Genomic DNA, 25,580 nt, shown 5'->3' on the forward strand with positions numbered 1-25,580 from the left:
AGCGGCGGCCGGGGGCCCCGGCCGCCGGTGGGGTCAGCTCGTGACCGGCGCGGTGGGCAGCTCGCGCATCTTCGGGATCGGCGACCTCCACAGCACCACCATCGGCACCAGCGCCCCGATCAGCGCCGCGGCCAGCACCACCGGCCGCATCCCGAACGCCTCCCCGAGCAGCCCGGCCACCAGCGCGCCCAGCGGGGCCGGCACCAGCCCCATCGCCCAGATCGTCGCGATCACCCGGCCGACCAGCTCACGCGGCGCGGCCGACTGCAGCACGGTGATGTTGTTGACCACGAAGATCTGCGTGCACAGGCCCATCAGCAGCTGCGCCAGCCCCAGCATGGCCAGCGCCAGCCACATCGGCCCGCCGGCCAGCGGCACCAGGATGAGCGCGCTGTTGCCGATCACCGTGGACCAGAACATGGTCGGCCCCGGCCCGAACCTCTTCATCATCCGCACCGACAGCCACGCCCCGGCGATCGCGCCGATCCCGCCGACCGCCAGCACGCCGCCGACCACCGCGGCCGGCACGTCCACCACGTCGATCACGTACGGGATGTAGAGGGTCTGCAGGATGCCGATGTCGAAGAAGGAGTAGACGGCGCTGGCGATGGCCAGCGGCCGGATGAGCGGCTGGCTCATGACGAACCCGAACCCGGCCCGGATCGCCGCGATCATGGTGCCGCCGCTGTCCGGCGGGGGCGGGTCCTCCTTCTTGCGGATGAAGATCAGGCACAGCGCCGAGGCGACGTAGCTGATGGCGTCGACCAGGATGATCAGCGGCGCCGAGCGGGCCGCCAGCAGCAGCCCGGCCAGGCTGGGCCCGACCGCCTTGGACACCGAGTCGCTGAGCTGCAGCTTGCTGTTGCCGTCACCGAGGTGCTCGGGGGCCACCAGCACCGGCAGGTACGACCGGTAGGCGATCTCGAACAGCACCCCGGCCACGCCCATGACGAGCACGACCACGTACAGCCACCAGAGCGTCAGCATGTCCATGACGAACAGCAGCGGCACCGTCGCGAGCATGCCGGCCCGCACCACGTCGCTCCAGATGAGCACGGGACGGCGCCGCATCCGGTCCACCCAGACGCCGACGACGAAGAACAGCACCATGGGCAGGCGGGCCAGCGCGCCGAGCACGCCCATCTCGGCGACGGAGGCGTTCAGCAGCAGGTAGGCGACGATGGGCATGGCCAGCACCGTCACCTGCGAGCCGATCAGGGAGAGGCTCTCCCCCGCCCACAGTTTCAGGAAGTCGGGATTGCGCCACAAACTGTCGGCGCGGTCAGTCGTCGGTGAGGCCATTGTCGATGCTGCTCCTTACCTCGGCGGCCGCACGGGCGACCCGGGGTTCGTACATGACGGTGAAGCGCTCCCCGTGGATGGGCGAGATGCGCAGCCGCCCGGTCACCACGTCGCGCCAGCCCATGTCGTCGGGCGGCACGCCTTCCCGGGCGGGGGAGTACAGCAGCACGTCGCCGTCGTAGGGGGCGTGCCGGTAGTAGCCGACGGCGTGCGCGTTGGCGCGGAAGACGGTGACGAAGCGGCGGGCCTGGCGCAGGTCGGCCGCGTCGGGCTGGAGCGTGTCGGCGCGGGCGGCGGCGTCGACGACCGCCAGCAGCCGCTCGTCGGCGTCCATCCGGTGCAGCTCGCTCAGGTCGACCTGGACCTTGCCGCCGGCCAGGGCGTGGGTGAGCAGGACGGCGTCGTCCTCCAGCGAGGCGCGCAGCACCGGCTCGTCGGCGTCGGAGTAGAACAGCACCACCAGCGGCACCCGCTCGCCGCGCTCGCGCAGCCGCCGGGCGACCTCCAGGGCGATGTTGCCGCCGATACAGTAGCCGCCGAGCACGTACGGGCCGGTCGGGCGGACCCGCAGCAGGTGCTCGGTGTAGTCGTCGACCATCTCCTCGAGCGTCTTGTGCGGTTCCTCGCCCGGCGCGAGCCCGGCCGCCTGCACGGCGTACACGGGCTGGTCGGCGCCGAGGTGGCGGGTGAGCGGCAGGTAGCGGAACACCTGGCCGCCCAGCGCGTGGAACAGGAAGATCGGGATGCGGTCGCCGGAGGGCCGCAGCGGCACGATCCGTTCGGGCAGGCCGTCGTTGTCCTGCGGACGGCGCAGCTCGGCGGCCAGCAGCGCCACGGTCGGGGCGGTGAGCACCGCCGACAGCGGCACCTCGCGGCCCAGCTCCTTGCGCAGCCGCATGGTCAGCCGCAGCGCCAGCAGTGAGTGGCCGCCGAGGGCGAAGAAGTCGTCGTGCACGCCGATGGCGTCCACGCCGAGCGTCTCCTCCCAGGCGGTGGCGATCCGGGCCTCGAACGGGTCGCGCGGCGGCAGGTACGGGGGCCGGGCGGCCTCTCCCGGCTCGGGCAGCGCGGCCCGGTCGAGCTTGCCGCTGGTGGTGACGGGCAGTTCGGCCAGCCGCACCCACGCCGACGGGATCATGTGGTCGGGCAGGTTGCGGCGCAGCGCGGCGGCCAGGTCGTCGTCCGAGACGGGGCCGGCCGGGCCGGGCTCGTGCGGGACGACGTAGCCGACGAGCCGCTCGCCGCGCAGCGCCACCACGGCGGCGCGGACCGCCGGGTGGGCGGACAGCAGCGACTCGATCTCGCCGAGCTCGACCCGCTGGCCGCGGATCTTCACCTGGAAGTCGGTGCGGCCCAGGTACTGCACCTCGCCGGAGGGCAGCCAGCGGGCCACGTCGCCGGTGCGGTACAGGCGGGCGCCGGGCGGTCCGTACGGGTCGGGCACGAACCGCTCGGCGGTCAGCGCGGGCCGGCCGGCGTAGCCGCGGGCGAGCTGGACGCCGCCCAGGCACAGCTCGCCCGGCGTGCCCACCGGCACCCGGCGGCCGGCGGGGTCGAGCACCTCCAGGTAGGTGTTGGCCACGGGCCGGCCGATGGGGATCACGCTCTCGCCGGGGGCGCAGGCGTGCCAGGTGACGTCCACGGCCGCCTCCGTCGGCCCGTACAGGTTGTGCAGCTCCGTCTCCGGCAGCCGCTCGTGGAAGCGCGCGGCCAGCTCGGGCGGCAGCGCCTCGCCGGAGCAGACGACCCGCCGCAGCGGCGGCAGGACGGGCTCGTCCAGGAACACCTCCAGCATCGACGGCACGAAGTGCGCCACGCCGACGCGGTGCTCGGCGGCCAGGGCGGCCAGCCGGGCGCTGTCACGGTGGGCGCCCGGCTCGGCGACGACCATGCCGGCGCCGGTGATCAGCGGCCAGAACAGCTCCCACACCGACACGTCGAACGACAGCGGCGTCTTGTGCAGCACCCGGTCCTCGCCGCCGATCGGGAAGGCGTCCTGCATCCACAGCAGCCTGTTGACGACGGCCCGGTGGGAGACGCCCACGCCCTTGGGCCGGCCCGTCGAGCCCGACGTGAAGATCACGTACGCGAGCGCGTCCGGATGGACCTCGACCGGCGGCGCGTCCTCCTCGGCGGCGCCGTCCAGGGACAGCACGACCTCGGCGGGCAGGCCGGCGGCGTCGCCGTCGGACAGGACGACCCGCGCCCGCGCGTCCTCGATCATGTGGGCCAGCCGTTCCTCCGGCAGGCCGGGCTCCAGCGGCAGGTAGGCGGCGCCCGCGCCGAGGACGCCGAGCAGCGCCGGCAGCAGGCCGGGGCCGCGATCGAGGTGCACGCCGACCACGTCGCCCGGCCGGGTGCCGGCGGCGGCCAGCCGGGCGGTGACGGCGCGGGCGCGGGCGGCCAGCTCGCGGTAGGTGATCCAGGTCCCGTCGTAGCAGACGGCGGGCGCGGTGGGGGTGCGGGCGGCCTGCGCGGCGAACAGCTCCGGCAGCGTCGTGTCCGGGTACGGCCGCGCGGTGGCGTTCCACCGGCCGATCTCCTCGGAGTCCGCCGCCAGGAACGCCTCCACCGGGCGCGGATCGGCGTCCCCGGAGGCGTCCCCGGCGTTTCCGGTGGCCTGGCGCAGGGCCGTCAGGTAGTGCTCGCCGATCCGGGCGATCTGGCCGGCGCCGAACTGGGCGCGGTCGTAGGTGATGACCAGGTCGAACCCGCCGTGCTCGCGCGAGCGGGTGAACGCCGCGGTGAAGGGCAGGTCCGTCTGCTCGAAGAACTCCTGGCCGACGATCTCGGTGCCGGGCAGGCCGCGGTAGACGTGGAAGTCGCGGTAGTCGAACAGGACGTCCAGCATCGGCGAGCGGCCCGACAGCCGCTGGATCTCGAACAGCGGGAACTGCCGGTGCGGCAGCAGCGCCACCTCCGCGTCGAACACCCGCCGCACCAGCTCGCCCCAGGTGGCGGCGGCGGTGTCGAGGCGCAGCGGCACCGTGTTGAGGAACAGGCCGAGCACCTCCTCGCCCGCCTCGCTCTCCGGCCGGCTGTGCGTGACCAGGCCGGTCATCACCTCGTCCTCGCCGGTCAGCAGCGCCATCACCCGCAGGTGGGCGGCCAGCATGACGGTGCGCGCCGGGACGGCCAGCTCGCGGGCCAGCTCGGTGACCCGGTCCAGCAGGGCGGCCTCCAGCGGCAGCCGCAGCACCTCGACGCCCTCGACGCCCTCGACGCCCTCGCCGCCCCCGACGCCCTCGACGCCGCCGTGGCCGGGCAGGCGGGGCAGCCGGGTGTCCGGGGCGCCGTCCACCTGCGCCTGCCAGAAGTCGCGGGTCTGCGCGCAGCCGACGGCGGCGCGTTCGCGGGCCACGAGGTCGCGGAAGGCCGCGGCGGGCGCGGTCACCGGCAGCGGCTCGCCCTTCAGGCGGGCGTGGTAGCGGCGGAACAGCTCGGTGACCAGCGTGGCGACGCTCCACCCGTCGAGGATGGCGTGGTGGAAGCTCAGGCTGAACGCGAACAGCCCGCCGGGCATGAGGTGGACGTGCGCGCGGGCCAGCGGCGGCCGCGTCCAGTCGAACGGGTGCCGCTTCTCCTCCTCGGCCCAGCTCGCCACCCGCGCCTCGGCGTCCGGGGCGCCGGACAGGTCGGTGACGGCGAACGGCAGCGCGGCCGATCGGTGCACGAACTGCAGCGGCTCGCTGAACCCCGTCATGTCGACCGAGGTGCGCAGCACCGGGTGCCGGGCGGTCACCTCGGCCAGCGCGGCCTCGAACGCCTCGCGGTCGAACCGGCCGCGCAGCGTGATCGTCGTCAGGTCGTGGTAGGTGGCGGCGCCCGGCTCGTAGGCGCTGTGGTAGAGCATCCCGGCCTGCAGAGCGGCCAGGGGGTAGGCGTCCTCCAGGCCCCGGGCGGCCCCCGTCGTGACAGTCATCGCGCCTCGCCTTCCAGCATCCGTGCCAGGTCCTCGGGATCGAGCAGGCCGAACGGCGCCGCGGCCTGCGGCGGTTCGGCGGTGGCCTCGGCGGGCTCCAGCCGGGCGGCCAGTTCCCTGACCGTCTGGTGCAGGAACAGCTGCTCCAGCCGGACCGTGTAACCGGCCTCGCGCAGCCGGGCGACCACCTTGAGACTGCGGATGGAGTCGCCGCCGACGGCGAAGAAGTTGTCGTGCGCCGACACCCGCGCCAGGCCGAGCACTCCCCGCCAGGCGGCGGCGACGGCCAGCTCGGCCTCGCCCTCCGGTTCGGCGTGCACGGCCGGCTCGGGGGCCGACGGGTCGGGCAGGGCGTTGCGGTCGAGCTTGCCGCTGCGGTTGAGCGGCAGCGCGTCCAGGAGGGTCAGGCTGGCCGGCACCAGATGGCCCGGCAGCCGTTCGCGCAGCAGGGCGTCCCAGCGCCGCGGATCGGGCTCGCCCGGCTCCGGCACCACGTATCCGGCCAGGCGCAGCCCGGCCCCGTCGGCGACGGTCCGCGCTGCGGCGGCGCGGACGCCGGGCAGCGCCGACAGCGCCGCCTCGATCTCGCCCAGCTCCACCCGCATGCCGCGGATCTTCACCTGGTGGTCGGCGCGGCCCAGGTACTCGATCTCGCCGTCGGGCCGCCACCGGGCCAGGTCGCCGGTGTCGTACAGCCTGCCGCCGGGCGGGCCGTGCGGGTCGGGCACGAACCGTTCGGCGGTCAGCGCCGGCCGGCCGGCGTAGCCGCGGGCGAGCTGGACGCCGCCGATCCACAGCGTGCCGGGGACTCCGGCGGGCACCCGGTTCATCCGGTCGTCGAGGATCTCCAGGCGGGTGTTGGGGACGGGCCGGCCGATGGGGATCACGCCCTCGCCCGGCCGGCAGGCGTGCCAGGTGACGTCCACGGCCGCCTCCGTCGGCCCGTACAGGTTGTGCAGCTCGGTCCCCGGCAGCCGTTCGTGGAAGCGCGCGGCCAGCTCGGGCGGCAGCGCCTCGCCGGAGCAGACGACCCGCCGCAGCGGCGGCAGGACGGGCTCGTCGAGGTAGGCGTCGAGCATGGACGGGACGAAGTGGACGGTGCTGACGTCCCCGTCGCGGAACAGGTCCGCCAGGTAGCCGGGGTCGGCGTGCCGGCCCGGTTCGGCGACGACCAGGCCGGCTCCGGTGATCAGCGGCCAGAACAGCTCCCACACCGACACGTCGAACGAGAACGGCGTCTTGAACGCCACCCGGTCCTCGCCGGTCAGCGGGAAGGCGTCCTGCATCCAGCGCAGCCGGTTCACGATGGCCCGGTGCGAGACGCCCACGCCCTTGGGCCGGCCCGTCGAGCCCGACGTGAAGATCACGTACGCGAGCGCGTCCGGATGGATGTGGACCGGCGGCGCGTCCACCTCACCGGCCCCGCCTCCCGCGTTCGGCCCGAGCGGGCCGGAGGCGGGCGCGTTCGAGTCCGGAGCGTCGGAGTCGGGGGGTTCCAGGGTGTCGGGGGCCAGGAGGACGGGAGTGACGTCGTCGGGTAAGAGGTCCGTGTGGGAGGGGCGGGTGATGACCAGCCGGGCGCCGGCGTCGGCCGTCATGCCGGCGAGCCGCGCCGCCGGGTGGTCGGGCTCCAGCGGCAGGTACGCGGCCCCGGCGGCGATCACCGCGTGCACGGCCACCACCAGGCCGGGCCCGCGCTCCAGGCACACGCCGACCACGCGGTCCGGCCCGGCGCCGAGCCGGCGCAGCGTCCCGGCCAGCCGGTTCACCCGCGCGGTGAAGCGCTCGTAGGTGATCCACTCGCCCTTCCAGCGCAGCGCGGGCGCGTCCGGGGTGCGCGCCGCCTGCTCCGCCAGCAGCCCGGCGAGCGTCGCGCCGGGGTACGGGGTGGCGGTGTCGTTGGCCCGCAGGACCGTCTCCAGCTCGCCGGGGGTGAGCAGCGGCACGTCCGCCACCGGCCGGTCGGGGGCGGTGACGGCACGGGCGAGGAAGGCGCGGAAGTGGTCGGCGAAGCGCTCCATCCGGTCGTGGTCGAACACGTCGGTGGCGTAGTGGAGCACGCCGGTCAGCCCGTCGCCGGACTCCTCGATCACCAGGTGCAGGTCCGCCTGGGTGACGCCGGGGTCGACGTCGAGGGTGCGCAGCCGCACCCCGGCAGCCTCCGGCGGGGCGGGCGGCACGTTCTGGTAGGCGAGCATCACCTGGAACAGCGGGTTGCGGGTCAGGTCGCGCTCCTCGGCCAGCTCGCCCACGAGCACCTCGAACGGCAGCCCGGCGTGATCGTGGGCGTCCAGCACCCGTTCCCTGGTGCGCCGCACCAGCTCCGCGAACCCGGGGTCGCCGGACAGGTCGCCGCGCAGCACCAGCGTGTTGAGGAACAGCCCGGCCAGCTCCTCGACGTCCGGATGGGCGCGCCCGGACACCGGCGTGCCGATCGGGATGTCGTCGCGGCCGGTGTAGCGGGCCAGCACCGCCTGCAGGGCGGCCAGCAGCACCATGAACGGCGTGGCCCGGTGCTCCGCCGCGAACGCGCGCACCGCGGCGACGGTCTGCGCGTCGACGCCGAACGTCAGCCGCCGCCCGGCCATGCCGGGCAGGCCGTGCCGCTGCCGGTCGGCGGGCAGGTCCAGGGTGGCGGGCAGGCCGTCGAGCGTGTCCTTCCAGTACGCGAGATCGTCCGTGGGCTCCTCGGCCCGGCCGCGGTGCCAGGCGGCGAAGTCGCGGAAGCGGGCGGGGAGGGCGGGCAGGTCCGGCGGGCCGCCGGAGACGCGGGCGCGGTAGAGCTCCATGAGGTCGCGGATCAGGATCGACAGGCTCCACCGGTCGGCGACCACGTGGTGCAGGGTCAGGAACAGGTCGTGCCGGTCGGGGCCGTGCCGGACGAGCACGGCGCGGGCCAGCGGCCCCTGCGCGAGATCGAACCGGTGGCGAGCCTCCGCGCGCCCGATCACGGCGGCGTCGTCCGGCGCGTCCGGTGACAGGGATCGGACGGCCAGGCGCGGCCTGCGGGCGCCCTCCTGGAGCCGGGGCTCGCCGTCGAGTTCGGCGATGACCAGGCGCAGGGCGTCGTGCCGGTCCACCAGGTCGTCGAAGGCGGCGGCCAGCGCCTCCACCTCGAGCGGCCCGGTCAGGCGTTCGCCCCAGGCGACGTTGTAGGCGGGGTTGCCGGGGTCGAGCCGGTCCAGGAACCAGAGCCGGGCCTGGGCGTGCGACGGCCGCACCGGCTCTTCGGCGGCCGGGATGGGCGCGGCCGTCGCCGAGGTCAGCAGCGGGGCGAGCCCGGCGATCGTCGGCGTCTCGAAGCAGCGCCGCAGCGTCACCCGCGCCCCGAGCTCCTCGCGCATCCGCACCACGAGCCGCATCGCCAGCAGGGAGTGGCCGCCGAGGGCGAAGAAGTCGTCGTCCACGCCGATCCCGTCGCGGCCGAGCAGGTCGGTCCAGACGGCGTGCAGGGCGTGCTCCTGCGGCGTGCGCGGGGGGACGGAGTCCGGGACGGCGTCGGGCCGGGGCGGCGGCAGCGCCTTACGGTCCAGCTTCCCGCTCGGCAACACCGGGAACCCCTCCACCGGCACGAACGCCACCGGCACCATCGCCTCCGGCAACCGCCCCCGCAGAAACGACCGCACACCCCCCACATCCAGCTCACCCCCAGACTGGACATACGCCACCAACCCCCGCCCACCCGGCGCGTCATCACGCACCACCACCACCGCACGAGACACCACCGGATGCTCCCCCAGCACCACCGCCACCTCATCCGGCTCGACCCGCACCCCCCGCACCTTCACCTGATCATCAAGCCGCCCCAGATACTCCAGCTCCCCCGAACCACGCCACCGCACCAGATCACCCGTCCGGTACAACCGCCCCCCACCACCGAACGGATCCGGCACGAAACGCTCAGCCGTCAACCCCGCACGCCCGTGATAACCCCGCGTCACCCCCACCCCACCCAGAACCAGCTCACCCGGCACCCCCACCGGCACCGGACACAACCCCTCATCCACCACATACGCCGACGTGTTCGCCACCGGCCGGCCGATGGAGCCGCGCATGTCTCCCGTGACCAGGTGGCCGGTGGACCACACGGTGGTCTCCGTCGGCCCGTACAGGTCCCACAGCTCGTCCGTCACCTCGCGCAGCCGGACGGCGAGCCCGGCGGGCAGTGCCTCTCCGGTGGAGACCACCCGGGGGACGCGGGCGGCGAGCGCGGGCAGCAGGCTCTCCAGCATCGACGGGGTGGCCTGGACGGTGTGCAGGTCGCCGTCCTTGACGAGCCGGTGCACGTGTTCGATCTCGCCGGTGGCGGCCACCACGACGGTGCCTCCGGTGACCAGCGGCCCGAAGATCTCGATCATGGCGATGTCGAAGGACACCGACGTGAGGAACAGGTAGCGCTCGCCCGCGGCCGGGCCGGGCCGTTCGCGGACGTGCTCCAGCAGGCCGGCCAGGCCGCGGTGGGGCACCACGACGCCCTTGGCCCGGCCCGTCGAGCCGGAGGTGTAGATCAGGTAGGCGGCCTGGTCCGGATGCGCGCCCGTGGCGAAGAGCTCACCGTCGGCGGGCAGGTCCTCCAGGAGGAGGCGGCCGGGGTGGCCGGGCAGGCGGGCCTGGAGCGCGCCGGTCGTGACGGCGAACGCGGCCCCCGAGTCGTCGAGGATCTGGGCGATCCGGTCCGGCGGGTAGCCGGGGTCGAGCGGGACGTAGCAGCCGCCGGCCTTGAGCACGCCCAGCAGGGCGGCGACCAGGTCGGGGGTGCGGGGCAGGCAGACGCCCACGCGGGTCTCGGGGCCGACGCCGAGCCGGCGCAGCCGCGCGGCCAGGCGGGCCGCCTTCGCCTCCAGCTCGGCGTAGGTGAGGCCGCCGCCGTGGACGTCCGCCACGGCCGTCGCGTCCGGGGTGCGGGCGGCCTGCTCGGCGACGAGCTCGTGCACGCCGCGTCCGGGGTACGGCAGCGCCGGCCCCTGCCCGGCGGCCAGGGTGCGCTCCCGCTCGTCGGCGGCCATGAGCGGCAGCTCCGACAGCCGCAGTCCGGGGTCGGCGACGGCGGCGGCGAGCAGAGTGCGCAGGTGGCCCGCCAGCCGGGTCATCCGGTCGTCGTCGAACAGGTCCGTCGGGTAGTCCAGGACGCACAGCAGCCGGCCGTCGGGGCGTTCCTCGACGATGAGGTCCAGGTCGAACATGGCCGTGCCGGGGCGCACGTCGAGGCGTTCCAGGCGCAGGCCGCGCGCGCCGCCGGGCAGGGCCGGGGTGTTCTGGTAGGCGAGCATGACCTGGAACAGCGGGTTCCTGGACAGGTCGCGGCCCGCCGACAGGTCCTCCACCAGGGTCTCGAACGGCAGGGCCGCGTGCTCGAACGCGCCCAGCGCCCGCTCTCGGGTGCGCTCCACCAGGTCGGCGAAGGCGGGGTCGCCGGACAGGTCGCCGCGCAGCACCACGGTGTTGAGGAACAGTCCGACGGTGTGGTCCAGCGACGGGTCGGGGCGGGCGGAGACGGGCGTGCCGATCGGGATGTCGGTCTGCCCGGTGTAGCGGGCCAGCAGCGCCTGGAGGGCGGCGGCCAGCACCATGAACGGGGTCGCCCGGCGGCCGGCGGCCAGCGCGCGCACCCCGTCGGCGGTATCCCGGTCCAGGTCGAACAGCAGCCTGCGGCCGGCGTTGTCGCGTACGGGCGGCCGGGGGCGGTCGGCGGGCAGGTCGAGCACGTCGGGCAGCCCGGCGAGCGTCTCGCGCCAGTGGGCCAGGTCGGCCTCCCTGGCGGCGGGCCGGGCCCGCTGCCAGGTGGCGTAGGCGGCGTAGGAGGCCGGCGCGGCGGGCAGCGGGTCGCCGGCGTGCAGCGCCAGCAGGTCGCGCAGCAGGATCGCCACCGACCAGCGGTCGGCCAGCAGGTGGTGGAGGGTCAGGACGAGCCGGTGCTCCCGCTCGCCGACCCGCAGCAGGCGCGCCCTGGTGAGCGGGCCGGCGGCGAGGTCGAAACGGAACCGGGCCTCGGCGAGCGCCGCCCGGTCCGCCTCGGCCGGGGTCAGGTCCTCGACGGTGAGCGCGGGCCTGACCGGTCCCGGCGTCTGCCAGGGCTCGCCGTCGCGCAGCGTGACCACGTACCCGAGGACGGGGTGGCGGTCCACGAGCGCGTCGAACGCGGCCGCGAGCGCGGCGGCGTCCAGCTCGCCCTCGATGCGGTACGCCCACGACAGGGTGTAGGCGGGGTTGCCGGGGTCGAGCTGGTCGACGACCCAGAACCGCCGCTGCGCCTCGGTCAGCGGCGCGCCCAGCGAGGGGTCGGTGTGCGGGATCGCCGGGCCGGGCGCCGTTTTCGCGCGGCGGCCGAGGAGACGGGCTTCGAGCGCGGCCCGCTGGTCGGGGCTGAGTGCGGCCAGGCGGTCGCGGATGCCTTCGCTCACCGCTCCTCCTCAAGCAGGTCGGCCTCGTGTTCGAGGGCGTGTTCGAGTACGGCCAGGGCCTGTTGCTCGACGGTGGTGGCGTCGAAGCAGCGGCGCAGCGGCAGTTCCACGCCCAGGTCCGCGGAGATCCGGGCGATGAGGCGGACCACCAGCAGGGAGTGGCCGCCGAGGGCGAAGAAGTCGTCGGCGACCCCGACGCGGTCCCGGCCGAGCAGGTCGGCCCAGATGGCGGCCAGCGCCTCCTCGATGGGGGTGCGCGGGGCGACGTAGTCGGGGACGGCGTCGGGCCGGGGCGGCGGCAGCGCCTTACGGTCCAGCTTCCCGCTCGGCAACACCGGGAACCCCTCCACCGGCACGAACGCCACCGGCACCATCGCCTCCGGCAACCGCCCCCGCAGAAACGACCGCACACCCCCCACATCCAGCTCACCCCCAGACTGGACATACGCCACCAACCCCCGCCCACCCGGCGCGTCATCACGCACCACCACCACCGCACGAGACACCACCGGATGCTCCCCCAGCACCACCGCCACCTCATCCGGCTCGACCCGCACCCCCCGCACCTTCACCTGATCATCAAGCCGCCCCAGATACTCCAGCTCCCCCGAACCACGCCACCGCACCAGATCACCCGTCCGGTACAACCGCCCCCCACCACCGAACGGATCCGGCACGAAACGCTCAGCCGTCAACCCCGCACGCCCGTGATAACCCCGCGTCACCCCCACCCCACCCAGAACCAGCTCACCCGGCACCCCCACCGGCACCGGACACAACCCCTCATCCACCACATACGCCGACGTGTTCGCCACCGGCCGGCCGATGAGCATGGTGGCGACGTCGGCCGGCACGCGGTAGGCGGTCGACCAGATGGTGGTCTCGGTGGGCCCGTAGAAGTTCCACAGCTCCCCGGTCACCTTGAGCAGCCGCGCCGCCAGGTCGACGGGCAGCGGCTCGCCGCCGAGGATGGCGCGCGGCAGGCCGGGCGGCAGGTGGTCGGCGATCAGGCCGGCCACCGACGGGGTGAGCTGGACCAGGTCCACCCCCTCGGCCGCGCGCCCGGCCTCCCGGGGCACGCGGGAGGCGTCGTCGGGGGCGACGACGAGGGTGCCGCCGGACAGCAGCGGCGTGAAGATCTCCAGCGCGGCGATGTCGAAGGACAGCGACGTCATGAGCAGCGCGCTGCCGCCGCCGAGCCGGCGCACCACGTCGGTGACCAGGTTGACGACCCCGCGGTGGGGCACCTCGACGCCCTTAGGGCGGCCGGTCGAGCCGGAGGTGTAGATGAGGTAGGCCAGGTCGTCGGGGCTGACCCGTACCGGCGGCGGGGGCGGCGCGTCCTCGGCCGGCCGGTCGAGCAGGAGCGTGCGCGGCAGGCCGCCGGGGAGGTCCGCGGCCAGCCGCGAGTCCGTGATGAGCAGGCCCGCGCCGGAGTCGGACAGGAGGTAGGTCAGCCGCTCGGCGGGGTAGGCCGGGTCCAGCGGCAGGTAGTGCCCGCCGGCCCGCAGCACCGCCAGCAGCGCCACGATCAGGCCGGGGTCGCGCGGCAGGCACAGCGCCACACACGTGCCGGCGCCCACCCCGGCCGCCGCCAGCCGCCCGGCCAGCGCGCCGGCGCGTTCGTCCAGCTCGGCGTAGGTGAGGCCGCCGCCGCCCAGGTCGCGGACGGCGACCGCGTCGGGGGTGCGGGCGGCCTGCTCGGCGACCAGCTCGTGCAGCGCCCGCTCCGGGTACGGCGCCGCGGTGGCGTTCCAGGCGGTCAGCACCTCCCGTTCCCGCTCGGGGGTCATCAGCGGCAGCCGCGACAGGCGGACGGCCGGGTCGGCGACGGCGGCCTCCAGGACCAGCCGGTACGCCTCGGCCAGCCGCTCGACCGTGCCGGCGTCGTACAGCTCGGTGCTGTACTCGAAGTAGAGGCTCGCGCCGGAGGCGGTCCTGACCACGTCGAGGCCGAGGTCCTGCTGGGCGGTGCCGTTGGGGAACTGGCCGCGCGACTCCATCGGCAGCAGGTTGAAGCCGACCTGGTACAGGGGGGTGCGGCTGGGGTCGCGGGCCGGCCGCAGCGCCTCCACCAGCCGGTCGAACGGCACGTCGGCGTGGTCCAGCGCCTCCAGCACGGTGCCGCGCACCCGGTCCAGCAGCTCGTCGAAGGACGGGTCGCCGGACAGGTCGGTGCGCAGCACCAGCGTGTTCACGAACATGCCGATGACCGGCTCGAACTCGGGCAGGTCCCGGCCGGCCACCGGCGTGCCGGCCACGATGTCGTCCCCGCCGCCCCACCGGGCGAGCAGCGCCTTGAACCCGGCCAGCAGCACCATGAACAGGGTGGCGCCGCGCCGGCGCGCCAGCTCCTCCAGCGCGCCGGCGAGGTCCGCGGGCAGGGCGCAGGCGTACTCGGCGCCGGCGTGGCCGCGGGTGGCCGGGCGCGGCCGGTCGGTGGGCAGCCCGGTGTCGCCGGGCAGCCCGGCCAGCCGTTCGCGCCAGTAGCCGAGCTGGGCCTCCAGGACGCCGCCGGCCAGGTGCTCGCGCTGCCAGGCGGCGTAGTCGGCGTACTGGATGGGCAGCTCGGGCAGGACCGGCTCGCGGCCCTCGCCGAGCGCGTCGTGCACCTCCTCCAGCTCGCGGACGAGGATGACGGCCGAGCGGGCGTCGAACACCGCGTGGTGCACGATCAGCACGATGCGGTGCAGGTCGTCGCGCATGCGGACCAGCCGCGCCCGCCACAGCGGCGGCCGGTCCAGCGCGAACGGCCTGCGGGCCTCGGCCGCCGCGAGCGCGCGGAACTCGTCCTCGGCGCGCTCGGGCGGCAGGCCGCGCAGGTCCGTGCAGGGCAGCGTGACCGGCAGGTCCACCTGGACGACCTGGACCAGGTCGCCGTCCTCGACCGTCAGCGAGGTGCGCAGCGTCTCGTGCCTGGCGACCACCCGGCGCAGCGCCGCCAGGCACCGCTCCGGGTCGCTCGGCCCGGACAGCTCGATCACCGCGTTGACGTGGTGGGCGGGCACGTCCGGGTCGAGCCTGGCCAGGAACCACAGGCGTTCCTGCGCGTACGAGGCGGGGAAGACGTAGGTGCCGGTCAAGCCGGTTCCCTCCTAACTCTCGCGCAGGGCCTCGCGCAGGCTGCGCGGGCGCATGTCGGTCCAGACCTGCTCGATGTGGTCGAGGCAGCTCTGCTTGGCACCCTCGAACCCGCTCTCCCGCCAGCCCTCGGGCACGGGGCGGTCGGCGAACCAGATCGAGTACTGCTCCTCGTCGTTGATCACGACCTTGTACTGGCCGTCCCGCATGTCAGTGCCTTTCCGTCCGGGGGAGCCTGCTGATGGTGGTGGCGGCGGTGGTGCCGGTGGTGCCGGGGGCCTGCTGCTTGCCGCGCAGCTCCTCCACGAGCGCGGCCATCCCGGCCACGGTCGGCACCTGGAAGAGGCTGCGCATGGGCAGCCGGACCCCGAGCTTCTTCCTGATGAGCGCGATCAGCTGGACCGCGACCAGGGAGTTGCCGCCCAGTTCGAAGAAGTCCTGCTCGACGCTGACCTGGCGGGCGCCGAGCACCTCGCCCCACAGGCCGGCGAGCGTGCTCTCCAGCTCGTTGCGCGGGGCGACGTGGTCGTCCGGGAGCGCCTCGGCGCCGCCCGCCGCGGCGGCCGCGTCCAGCTCTCCCGCGACCGTGTCCTGGGTCAGCTCGCGCACGCCGGCCACGTACTCGGGCAGGTCGGTGGCGTTGACCACGACCTGCGGGCCGAGACGGGCGGCGAGCACGCGGCGGAACGCCTCGGCGCCTTCGGCCGGGCTGATGCCGCGCTTGGTGCCGTCCACGTCGAGCGCCTGGCCGGCGGCCGCCGACTCCTCGTCGACGGTGACCTCCTCGGCCTGCCGCCGGGCGCCCTCGCCGACGGTGCGGGTGACGGCCTCCCTGTCGATGCGCCGCAGCACGAAGTCGGTGATGGTGACCACCGCCTCGCCCGCGTCGTCGTACAGGGTGAGGTCGGCGGCGATGACCTCGCCGCCGCCGGTGTCGCGCAGCCGGGCATGGCTCCACACACGGGCCGGGAGCGGCGCGTGCACGGTGACGCGGCCGTAGCCGAGCGGCAGGTAGCTGTGGGTGCCGGAGACCGAGATGAACGCGGTCGCCTCGTCCAGCAGCGCCGGGTGCAGCGGCAGCTCGGCCAGGTCGGCGGCCACGTCGGAGCCGGCCTCCAGGCGGGCGAGCTGTTCGTCGCCGCCCTGCCGGACCGAGCGCAGGCTGTTCCAGCGGGGGCCGAAGGTGACCAGGCCGGAGGCGGAGGCGAACGGGCTCGGCCCGTCGTCGCCGCCGTAGGCGCACCTCTGCCGGGCCCCCGGCAGGTCGGACTGCGGAGGTTCGGCGGCGACCCAGGCGGCCGAGCCTCGGGCGTGCTGGGTGCTCTCGCCGCCCGTCACGGTGACGATCTCGAACTCCACGCCGTCGCCCGCCGGGGTGATCAGCACCCGCAGTTCCGCGGTGGCGCCGTCGGCGACGGACAGCGGCGTGACGAACGCGACGTCGCGCAGCTCGATCGCGTGCCCAGGCCCGGGGGCGGGGACCGCGGCCTCGAACGCGGCGCGGGCCGTCTCCAGGTAGCCGGTGCCGGGCATGACCGGCACGCCCGCGACCCGGTGCTCGTCGAGCAGCCAGTGCGTGGCCGGGGAGAGCGTGGCCGCGTACCAGGGCCTGCGGCCGGCGCTCTCGTGCCGGTGGGCGATGACCGGGTGGTCGACCCTGGTGACGCGGTCGCCGCGCTGCAGCGCACGGAACGCGGCCGGCGCGGCCACCTCCGCGGCCATGCCGACCTCCAGCCAGGCGCCCCAGTTGACCGAGACGACCCGGCCGGGCCAGGCGTGCGCGCAGGCGTCCATGAAGGCGTTGGCGCCGCAGTAGTCGACCTGGCCGAACCCGCCGGCCACGGCGGTGACGGAGGAGCACAGCAGGATGAAGTCGAGCGGCAGGTCGCCGAAGACCTCGCGCACCGCCAGCGTGCCGGCGATCTTCGGGGCCATGACGGCCTCGGCCGCCTCCCGCTCCTTGACCTCGGCCATGCCGCCGCCGGGGACGCCGGCGGCGTGCACGACGCCGTCGACGCGGCCGAACCGGTCCAACGCCTCGGTCCTGGCGCGGCGCAGCGCCTCGGGGTCGGCGGCGTCGGCGGCCAGCACGACCACCTCGGCCCCGGCCCGCTCCATGCGGCGCACGGCGGCGACGGCGCGGCGGACCCGGTCGGGCGCGTCGTCGAGGGTGTCCCATTCCTCGCGGGGCGGCAGCCCGGACCGGCCGAGCAGCACGAGCCGGGCCTGGGCGCGCTCGGCCAGGTCCTCGGCGAGGGTGAGTCCGATGCCGCCGAGCCCGCCGGTGATGACGTACACGCCGTTCCGGCGCAGCGGGTCGGCCTGCTCCGGGACCGGGACCTGGGTGTAGCCGCGCAGCCAGCGGCGGCCGGCGCGCAGCGCGACCGGCGACGGCGGCTCGCCCTCGGGCGGCTCGACCGGCTCGGCGGCCAGTTCGGCGAGCACGGCGGCCGGGTCGTAGGCGCCCTCCTCCAGATCGAGGTGGCGGGCCGTCAGCCAGCGCGCCTCGAGCGGCACGACGCCGGTGAAACCGGTGACGGTGGCGTGCTCGGGCCTGGTGACGTCGCCGCCGACGACGCCCTGGGTGCCGGCGGTGACGATGTCGAGGTGGACGCCGCCGTCGCGGTCGGCCTGGGCGAGCGCCTGCACGAGGCACAGGAGGCTGAAGAAGCCGAGGTCCTGGGCGGAGTTCGCGGCTTCGGCCGAGGCGGCAGGGTCGCCGTCGAGGGGCCAGGCGTGCACGATCCTGGCCGGGACGCCGGTGTGCGCCAGCAGCGCCTCGTAGTCCTCGCGCGCGGCGGGCCTGAGGGTGACGGTTCCGTCGGCGGCCACCCCGTACGCGTCGCCGGGCGTCACCCGGACGGTGTCGGCGCCGGCGGCGCGCAGGGCGGCGAGGAGCGGCTCGGCGGCGGGGCCGGCGAACACCAGGCAGCGGACGCCGGCGAGCGAGTCCGCCGCGGCGGCGGCGACGGGGGCCTGCCGCCAGGCGGGCACGGAGAACCGTTCCTCCTGCGGCAGCGCGCCGGTCCGCTTCGGCCGGGGGTAGATCAGCTCGGGGTCGATCGCGGTCGGAACCCAGTGGTGGGTGCGCTCGTACGGGTAGGCCGGCAGCGGGACGCGGCGGGCGGGCTCGGTGATCGCGCCGGCGTCGAGCGGCGCGCCGGCGGTCCACAGCGCGCCCGCGGCCGCGTACAGGACCTCCAGGTCGGCCTTGGTCTCGGCGGGGCCGGGCAGGCTGTGCAGCGGGGCCGGCGCGGTGCGGGGCAGCTGCGTCCTGGCCAGGCCGGCCAGCTGGCGGCCCGGCCCGCACTCCAGCAGCCGCCACTCGCCGTCGGCGACGAGCGTGGCCACGCAGTCGCCGAAGCGGACGGCCTCGCGCAGGTGCCGGGTCCAGTAGGCGGGGTCGGTGGCCTGCTCGGGGGTGATCCAGTCGCCGGTGACGTTCGACAGGAACGGCACGGCGGGCGCGTTGCGGGCCACGGCGGCGACGGCGTCGTGGAAGTCGCCGAGGATCGGGTCCATCATCGCCGAGTGGAAGGCGTGCGAGGTGCGCAGCGCCGTGTGCTGGACCTCGGCCTCGTCGAGGGTGGCGGCGTACCGTTCGACCAGTTCGGCGGGGCCGGCGACGACGCAGGTGCCGGGGCCGTTGATGGTGGCGATGGAGAGCCCGTCCGGCAGGGTGCGGCGGACCTCCTCGTGGTCCTGGCGCACGGCCAGCATCGAGCCGGGCGGCATGGACTGCATGAGCCGGCCCCGGGTGGCGACCAGCCGCAGCGCGTCCGGCAGGGTGAAGACGCCGGCGACGGCGGCGGCCGCGTACTCGCCGATGCTGTGGCCGATCATGGCGGCCGGTTCGATCCCCCACGAGCGCCACAGGCTCGCCAGCGCCCATTCGACGGTGAACAGCGCGGGCTGGGCCAGCGCCGTCTGGCGCAGCCGCTCGTCGGCGGCCTCCCGCTCGTCGTCGGCGGGGAACAGCAGCGTGCGCAGGTCCAAGCCGAGCTCCTCGCGCAGCAGTTCGGCGCACTCGTCCACGGCGGCGGCGAAGGCCGGCTCGGTGCGGTAGAGGCCCGCGCCCATGCCCGCGTACTGGGCGCCCTGGCCGGAGAACAGCCAGGCCACGCGCGGGGTGCCCGCCTTGGCCCGCATCACGCGGCGCGACTCGCGCAGGGCCGCGACCGCGTCGGCCGGGTCGGCGGCGACGACCGCCGCCCGGTGCGCGTGCTGCCTGCGCCCGGTGCGCAGCGTGTGGGCGACGTCGGCGAGCGAGATCTCCCGGTCCTCCAGGTGGTCGGCCAGCCGCCGCACGGCGGCGTCCAGCGCGGCCGGGGTACGCGCCGACAGCTGCAGCAGGTGGGCGGGGCGCGGCCGGGCGGTCGGCAGCGGGGAGGGCGGCGCCTGCTCGACGACGACGTGCGCGTTGGTGCCGCCGATGCCGAAGGAGCTGACGCCGGCGCGGCGGGGGTGGCCGTTCGTCTCCCACTTGGTCAGGCTGGCGTTGACCCGGAACGGGCCGCGGTCGAAGTCGATGCGCGGGTTGGGCCGCTCGTAGTTCAGGGAGGGCGGGATCAGGCCGTTCTCCAGCGAGAGCACCGTCTTGATGAACCCGGCGATGCCCGCGGCCGGGCCGAGGTGACCGATGTTGGTCTTGACCGAGCCGATGCCGCACCAGCCGGTCTCCTCCGACGCGGCGCCGAGGACGCCCGCCAGGGCGGAGACCTCGATCGGGTCGCCGAGCGCGGTGCCGGTGCCGTGCGCCTCGACGTAGCTGACGGTCCGCGGGTCGATCTGGGCGAGGCCGAGCGCCTGCGAGATCGCCGCGGCCTGGCCCTCGGCGCTGGGCGCCGAGAAGCCGACCTTGGTGGCGCCGTCGTTGTTGATCGCGTTGCCGATGACGACGGCGCGGATGTGGTCGCCGTCGGCGATCGCGTCGGACAGCCGCTTGAGCACGGCCATGCCGCCTCCGCCGCCCCAGATGGTGCCCTGCGCGGAGGCGTCGAAGGCCCGGCAGTGCCCGTCGGGCGCGTAGATGCCGTCCTGGTGGTACAGGTAGCCCCACTCGGCGGGCAGCTCCAGCGACGCGCCGCCGGTCAGCGCCATGTCGCACTCGCCGGCGCGCAGCGCCTCGCACGCCACGTGCAGCGCCACCAGGGAGGAGGAGCAGGCGGTGTGCAGGGTGAGCGAGGGGCCGCGCAGGTCGAGCTTGTACGACACGAGCGTGGCCAGGTAGTCGGGGTGGTTGCCGGTGTAGACGGCCAGGTTGCCGACGGAGGCGAACACCTCGGTGTTGGGCCGCACGTACAGCCACTGGTACTCGTCGGAGCCGATGGCCCCGTACACGCCGATCTCGCCCGGGTAGCGGGCCGGGTCGTAGCCGGCGTCCTCCAGCGCGGTGTGGGCCAGCTCCAGGAACATGCGCTGCTGCGGGTCGCGCAGCTCCGCCTCGCGCGGCGACATGCCGAAGAAGGCGGCGTCGAGCGCGCCGTAGTCGTCGGCGACGGAGGCGGCGGGGACGAACATGGGATCGTCGAGCAGGTAGTCGGGCACGCCCAGCGCCTCCTGCTCGGCGCGGGTGTGGAACTTCACCGATTCCACGCCCTCCACGAGGTTGCGCCAGAACGACGGCACGTCCTCGGCGCCCGGCAGCCGGCAGGCCAGCCCGACGACCGCGATGGGTTCGACCCCGTTTCCTTCTTCGTGGCTCATTCGGTGCTCTCCTGTCTGATCTGCTGCGACCGGTGAAGTGAGGGTCGGGCCCGCCGCGCGGCGACCCGCCGGGCGGCGCGGTCCCAGCCGGCCGGGCCGCGCTCGCCGTCGAGATGCGCGGCCAGAGCCCGGACGGTGGGGAAGCGGAAGAGGTCGACGATCGGCACCTCGCGGCCGAGCGCGGCGGCGAGCCGGGCCTGGACCTGCGCGGTGGCGAGCGAGTGCCCGCCGATCTCGAAGAAGTTGGCGGACGCGGAGACGGCCGGCAGGCCGAGCACCTCGCGCCAGACGCCGGCGACCAGCCGTTCGGTGCTGGTGGCGGGCTCGTCGCCGCCTGCCGGCGCGGGGCGGGGCGGCGGGGCGGGCAGCCGGGCGCGGTCCACCTTGCCGTTCGGGGTGAGCGGCAGCGCGGGCAGCAGGACGAGTTCGGCGGGCTGCGCGTAACCGGGCAGGCTCGCGGCCAGGTGGCGGCGCAGCTCCCCCGTCCCCGCGGCCGGGCCGTCCGGGACGGCGTAGGCGTGCAGCACCCGCCCGCCGGGCCGTTCGGCGACCGTGGCGGCGGCGGCGCGCACGCCCGGGTGGGCGAGCAGCGCGGCCTCGACCTCGCCGAGCTCCACCCGGTAGCCGCGGATCTTCACCTGGCCGTCGGCGCGGCCGGCGATCACGACGCGGCCGTCCGGGTCGTAGCGGCCGAGGTCGCCGGTGCGGTAGCGGGCCGTCTCGCCGTCCGGCTCGCGGGCGAACCGCTCCCGCGTGAGCGTCTCGTCCAGGTACGCCTGCGCCAGGCGGCGGCTCCTGACCACGACCTCGCCCAGTTCGCCGACGGCGGCGGGCGCGCCGGCCGCGTCGAGCACGAGCAGTTCGGCGCCGTCCACGCCGTGACCGACGGGGACCGGGTCGCCGTGGTCCGCCGGGCCGGCGATCTCGTACAGGGCCTGCGCCTGCGGGGTCTCGGTGGTGCCGTAGGTGTTGACCAGTCGGGCGTTCGGGGCGGTGCGGCGCAGGCGGGCGGCGTCGGCGTGGGTGAGCCGGTCGCCGCCGAACAGCACCAGCCGCAGGTCGGCGAGTTCCACCCCGGCGGCGGCGATGAGCGCGGCGAGCTGGGGGGTGAGGTGCGCGACGGTGATCCGGCGCTCGCGCAGCCACCCGGCCAGCCGGGCCGGGTCGCGCACCCGGTCCGGCGCGGGCACGTGCAGGGTCGCGCCGAGCACCAGCGGGGTGAACGCGTCCCGCAGCAGCGGGTCGTGCGCCAGCCCGGCCAGCAGCGCGAACCGGTCGTCGCCGGTGAGCCCGTAGGCGCGGGGATACCAGTCGAGGAAGCGGGCCAGGGGCCGCTCCGGCGCGCGGACGGGTTTGGGCTGTCCGGTGCTGCCCGAGGTGAACGCCAGGTAGCCGCGCTCGTCCGGGTCCCTGATCCAGGCGGATCCGGGCGAGGTGTGGGCGAGCCGGGCGCCGGACGCGCCCTCCACCGGGCCGTCCTCCACCGGGCCGTCCTCCACCGGGCCGTCCTCCACCGGATGGAGCTGCACCGGGTCGAGCTGCACGGGGTCGAGCCAGGCCAGGTCGGCGGGCACCTCGACGCCGGGGCAGGTCAGCAGGCGGGTGGCGCCGGCGGCGCGCGCCTGCGCGGCGAGCCGGGCCGGCGGCAGCGCCGTGTCCAGCACCGCCCAGCGCGCCCCCGCCCCGAGCACGCCCAGCATCAGGGCGGGCAGCTCGCGGGTGCGCTCGGCGAGGATCGCCACCGTCTCCCCCGCCGTCACGGCCCCGCCCGCCGCCCCGGCCAGCCGGGCCAGCTCCGCGTACGTCAGATCGCCGTCCTCGCCCCTGACCGCGACCCGGCCGGGCTCGTCGGCCGCCCGCGCCAGCACCCGCTCCACCACCCCGGGCCCCGCCCAGCCGGGCAGCGCCGCCTGCCCGTCCGGCAGCCGGGCCGCGCCGTCCGCCTCACGCCCGTCCGCCTCACGCCCGTCGGGGCCCACGGGGCGCGGCGTGGTCGCGGGCAGGGGGCGCAGGCCGGGCTCGCGTACCGGGCGGTCCGGGCGGGCCGTCAGGTCGGCGAGCAGCCGCAGGTAGCCGTTCAGCAGGGCGTCGATCCGCTCGTGGCGGAAGAGCCGCGGGTTGTAGACGGCCTGCAGCACGTACCGCCCGTCCCGTTCCCCCACGTACAGGGTCAGGTCGAACAGCGCGCCGGGCAGCCCCGGAGGCAGCGGCTCCGCCGTCACGCCGGGCAGGTCCAGCCTCGGCTCGGTGAAGTCGTACATGTTGAACAGCACCTGCACGAGCGGGTTGCGCGACAGGTCGCGGCCCGGCCCGAGCCGGTCCACCAGCCGCTCCAGCCGCACGTCCAGGTGCGCCAGCGCGCCCGACAGCGACTCCTGGCAGCGGGTCACGTGCGCGGCGAACGGCGCGTCGTCCTCCACCCGCAGCCGCACCGGCAGCACCTGCACCAGGCACCCTGCCAGCGGATCGAGCACCGGGTCGCGCCGGTCGGCCACCGGGGTGCCGACGATCAGGTCAGGCTGGCCGGACAGCCGCCGCAGCACCAGCCCGTAGGCGGCCAGCAGCACCGCGTACGGGGTGCAGCCGAGCCGCGCGGCCAGCTCCCGCACGGCGGCGGCGACCCCGGCCTCCGTCTCGCCGGTGACGGACTCACCGTCGAACGTCTGCACGGGCGGGCGCGGATGGTCGCGCGGCAGGTCGAGCACCGTGGGCGCGCCGTCGAGGTGCTCACTCCACCACGCCAGGTCCGCCTCGCCGTCGCGGGCCGCCAGCCAGCCGACGTACCCGCCGTAGGTGGCGCGCAGCGGCGGCGGCGCCTCCTGCCGGTACGCCCGCGAGACGTCGTCGTACAGCACCTGCTGCGACCAGCCGTCGAACACCAGGTGGTGTGCGGTGATGGCGAGCACGTGCTCGCCGGCGGCGAGCCGGAGCAGGCGGGCCCGCCACAGCGGGCCTTCGGCCAGGTCGAACGGCAGCCTGGCCTCTGCCTGGAGCCGTTCGCGCAAAGCGTCGGCGGTCACGTCCTCGACGGGCAGCGGCACCGGACCGGGCGGCGTGACCGCCACGGACGGGACGCCGCCCGTCTGCGGCACCCGCCAGCGCAGCACCTCGTGCCGCTCGGCCACCGAGGCCAGGGCGCGGCCCAGCGCCGCGACGTCCAGCGGCCCGGTCAGCCGCTGGGCCATGGCGATGTTGTGCGCGGGGGTGCCGGGGGCCAGCCGTTCGACGAACCACATCCGGCGCTGCACCGGCGACAGCCGCGCCGGTCCCTCGCCCGGCGGCTCCTCGCGCAGCGCGGGCGCCGTGGCGGCGCGGCGCGCGATCCCGGCCACGGTCCGGCCGGCGAGCACGTCCTCGACGGCCAGTTCCCGGCCCAGCCCGGTGCGCAGCAGCGCGGTCAGCCGCATGGCCAGCAGCGAGTGGCCGCCGCAGGCGAAGAAGTCGGCGTCCGCCGGGGGCGGCGCGCTCCCGAACGCGTCGGCCCAGAACGCGGCCACGGCCCGCACCAGCTCACCGTCGCCGGCCGCCTGCGGGTCCCGGCCGGAGACTCCGTCCTGCGCGGCCTGGCCGGGGACGGGAGGTCCGGCGGCGGTCGCGTGGGCGTCCTCGCCGGGGGCCGCGCTCCCGCCCGGCGCGGCATCGGCCGCCGGTTCGCCCCGGCCGGTGAGGGAGGGCTCGGCGGAGCGCCGGCCGCGCAGGGCCCGCAGGGCCGCCAGGTCGACCTTGCCCGCCGGGGTCAGCGGCAGCGCCGGCAGGCGCAGCACCCGGGTCGGGACCATGTAGGCGGGCATGCTCTCCAGGCAGTGCGCCCGCACCTGGTCCAGGACCGGGGCTTCCTCCGGGGTCAGGTAGGCGACCAGCTCCGTCAGGCCGGCCGCCCCGGTGCCCGCGTCCACGACGGCCTGCCGGATCTCGGGGTGGGCGCGCAGCACGGTCTCGATCTCGCCGATCTCGACCCGCTGGCCCTGGACCTTCACCTGCCGGTCCAGCCGGCCGATGAACCCGATCCGGCCCCGCTCGTCGAGCACCACCTGGTCGCCGGTCCGGTACAGCCGCGCGCCCGGCCTCCCGTACGGGTCGGGCGCGAACCTGTCGGCCGTCAGGCCCGGCCGGTGCAGGTAGCCGCGGGCCAGCTGCGGCCCGCCGATGCACAGCTCCCCCGGCGTGCCGGGCGGGACCGGCCGCAGCTGGTCATCGAGGATGTACGCGTCGCAGCCCGGCAGCGCGTGCCCGATGGGCAGCGGCCGGTCCCAGGCGCCGTCCAGCTCGGTGCCGACCACGCACACGGTCGTCTCGGTCGGCCCGTACCAGTTGTGGAACCGTCTGCGACCCGGCCGCGACCACCGCGCCACCTGCTCGGGCCCGGCGGGCTCGCCGGCGGTGAGCAGGTCGCGCAGCGACGGCAGCCGGTCAGGGTCGAGCAGCGGCAGCAGCGCGGGCGGGATCGTGCCCCAGGTGACCTGGTGCCGTTCCAGGAACCGCTGCAGCCGTACCGGGTCCACCCGGTCGTCGTCGGGGATGAACATGACGCATCCGCCGCGGGCGAGCGGCGCGAAGATGTCGAGCACGGACACGTCGAACCCGAGCGCCGCGAACCCGATGGAGCGGCACGAGGCGTCCAGCCCGAAGTACTCCCCCGCCATGGTCGCGAACGCCACCGCCGAGGCGTGGCTGACCACGACCCCCTTGGGCCGTCCGGTGGACCCGGAGGTGTAGAGGACGTACGCCGCCGCGCCGGGGACGGTCGCCGCGGGTTCGGGGGGCGGGAGCTCGCCCTGGGCGGGGGCGACGAGGCGGACGGGCAGGTCGCCGAGGACGCGGCGGCCCGCCTGGTCGGCGACGACCACGGTGATCCCGGCGTCGTCGATGACCGTCTCCAGCCGCCTGCGCGGGTGTGAGGGGTCCAGCGGGACGTACGCGGCGCCGGACATCAGCACGCCCAGCACCGACACCAGCAGGTCGGGCGTGCGCCGGCCGCAGACGCCGACCCGCGTCTCAGGCCCGGCGCCCAGCTCCTTCAGCCGGTGCGCCAGCGCCCCGGCCGCCGCGGTGAGGCCGCGGTAGGTGAGGCTCGTGTCCCACTGCCGCACCGCCGGCGCGTCGGGCGTGCGGGCGGCCTGGGCCGTGACGAGTTCATGCAGAAGCGCCCCGATAGTCACCTGTCGCTC

The 25,580-nt window shown here is 75.8% G+C and carries 7 protein-coding genes; all 7 read right to left on the bottom strand.

Annotated features, from left to right (window positions below; genetic code table 11):
- Positions 1-33: 33 nt before the first annotated feature.
- Genes ACQEUU_RS22110 through ACQEUU_RS22140 form a run of 7 tightly spaced genes read right to left on the bottom strand, consistent with a single transcriptional unit; the run spans position 34 to position 25,571 of the window.
- Positions 34-1,302 (bottom strand): MFS transporter, encoded by a 1,269-nt coding sequence (locus ACQEUU_RS22110; RefSeq protein ID WP_433068692.1) that lies wholly within the window; start codon positions 1,300-1,302, stop codon positions 34-36.
- Positions 1,283-5,224: an amino acid adenylation domain-containing protein gene (locus ACQEUU_RS22115; protein ID WP_433068694.1), complete on the bottom strand. Its 3,942-nt coding sequence runs from the start codon at positions 5,222-5,224 to the stop codon at positions 1,283-1,285. Before ACQEUU_RS22115 ends, ACQEUU_RS22110 begins: the two co-directional genes overlap by 20 nt.
- Positions 5,221-11,625, bottom strand: a complete 6,405-nt coding sequence (locus ACQEUU_RS22120; protein WP_433068696.1) for an amino acid adenylation domain-containing protein — start codon at positions 11,623-11,625, stop codon at positions 5,221-5,223. The genes ACQEUU_RS22115 and ACQEUU_RS22120 overlap by 4 nt, the downstream gene beginning before the upstream one ends.
- The gene (locus tag ACQEUU_RS22125) at positions 11,622-14,708 is read right to left on the bottom strand and encodes a non-ribosomal peptide synthetase (protein WP_433068698.1); all 3,087 of its coding nucleotides are present in this window, start codon (positions 14,706-14,708) and stop codon (positions 11,622-11,624) included. The genes ACQEUU_RS22120 and ACQEUU_RS22125 overlap by 4 nt, the downstream gene beginning before the upstream one ends.
- A 12-nt stretch (positions 14,709-14,720) precedes the next feature.
- On the bottom strand, positions 14,721-14,915 hold the full coding sequence (locus ACQEUU_RS22130; RefSeq protein WP_433068700.1) for an MbtH family protein: 195 nt from the start codon (positions 14,913-14,915) through the stop codon (positions 14,721-14,723).
- 1 nt (position 14,916) lies between these two features.
- Positions 14,917-20,412, bottom strand: a complete 5,496-nt coding sequence (locus tag ACQEUU_RS22135) for an SDR family NAD(P)-dependent oxidoreductase (protein ID WP_433068702.1) — start codon at positions 20,410-20,412, stop codon at positions 14,917-14,919.
- On the bottom strand, positions 20,409-25,571 hold the full coding sequence (locus ACQEUU_RS22140; protein ID WP_433068704.1) for an amino acid adenylation domain-containing protein: 5,163 nt from the start codon (positions 25,569-25,571) through the stop codon (positions 20,409-20,411). Before ACQEUU_RS22140 ends, ACQEUU_RS22135 begins: the two co-directional genes overlap by 4 nt.
- Positions 25,572-25,580: the final 9 nt, after the last annotated feature.

The organism is Nonomuraea sp. CA-218870 (assembly GCF_050936535.1).
In the GTDB taxonomy this organism is placed as follows: domain Bacteria; phylum Actinomycetota; class Actinomycetes; order Streptosporangiales; family Streptosporangiaceae; genus Nonomuraea; species Nonomuraea corallina.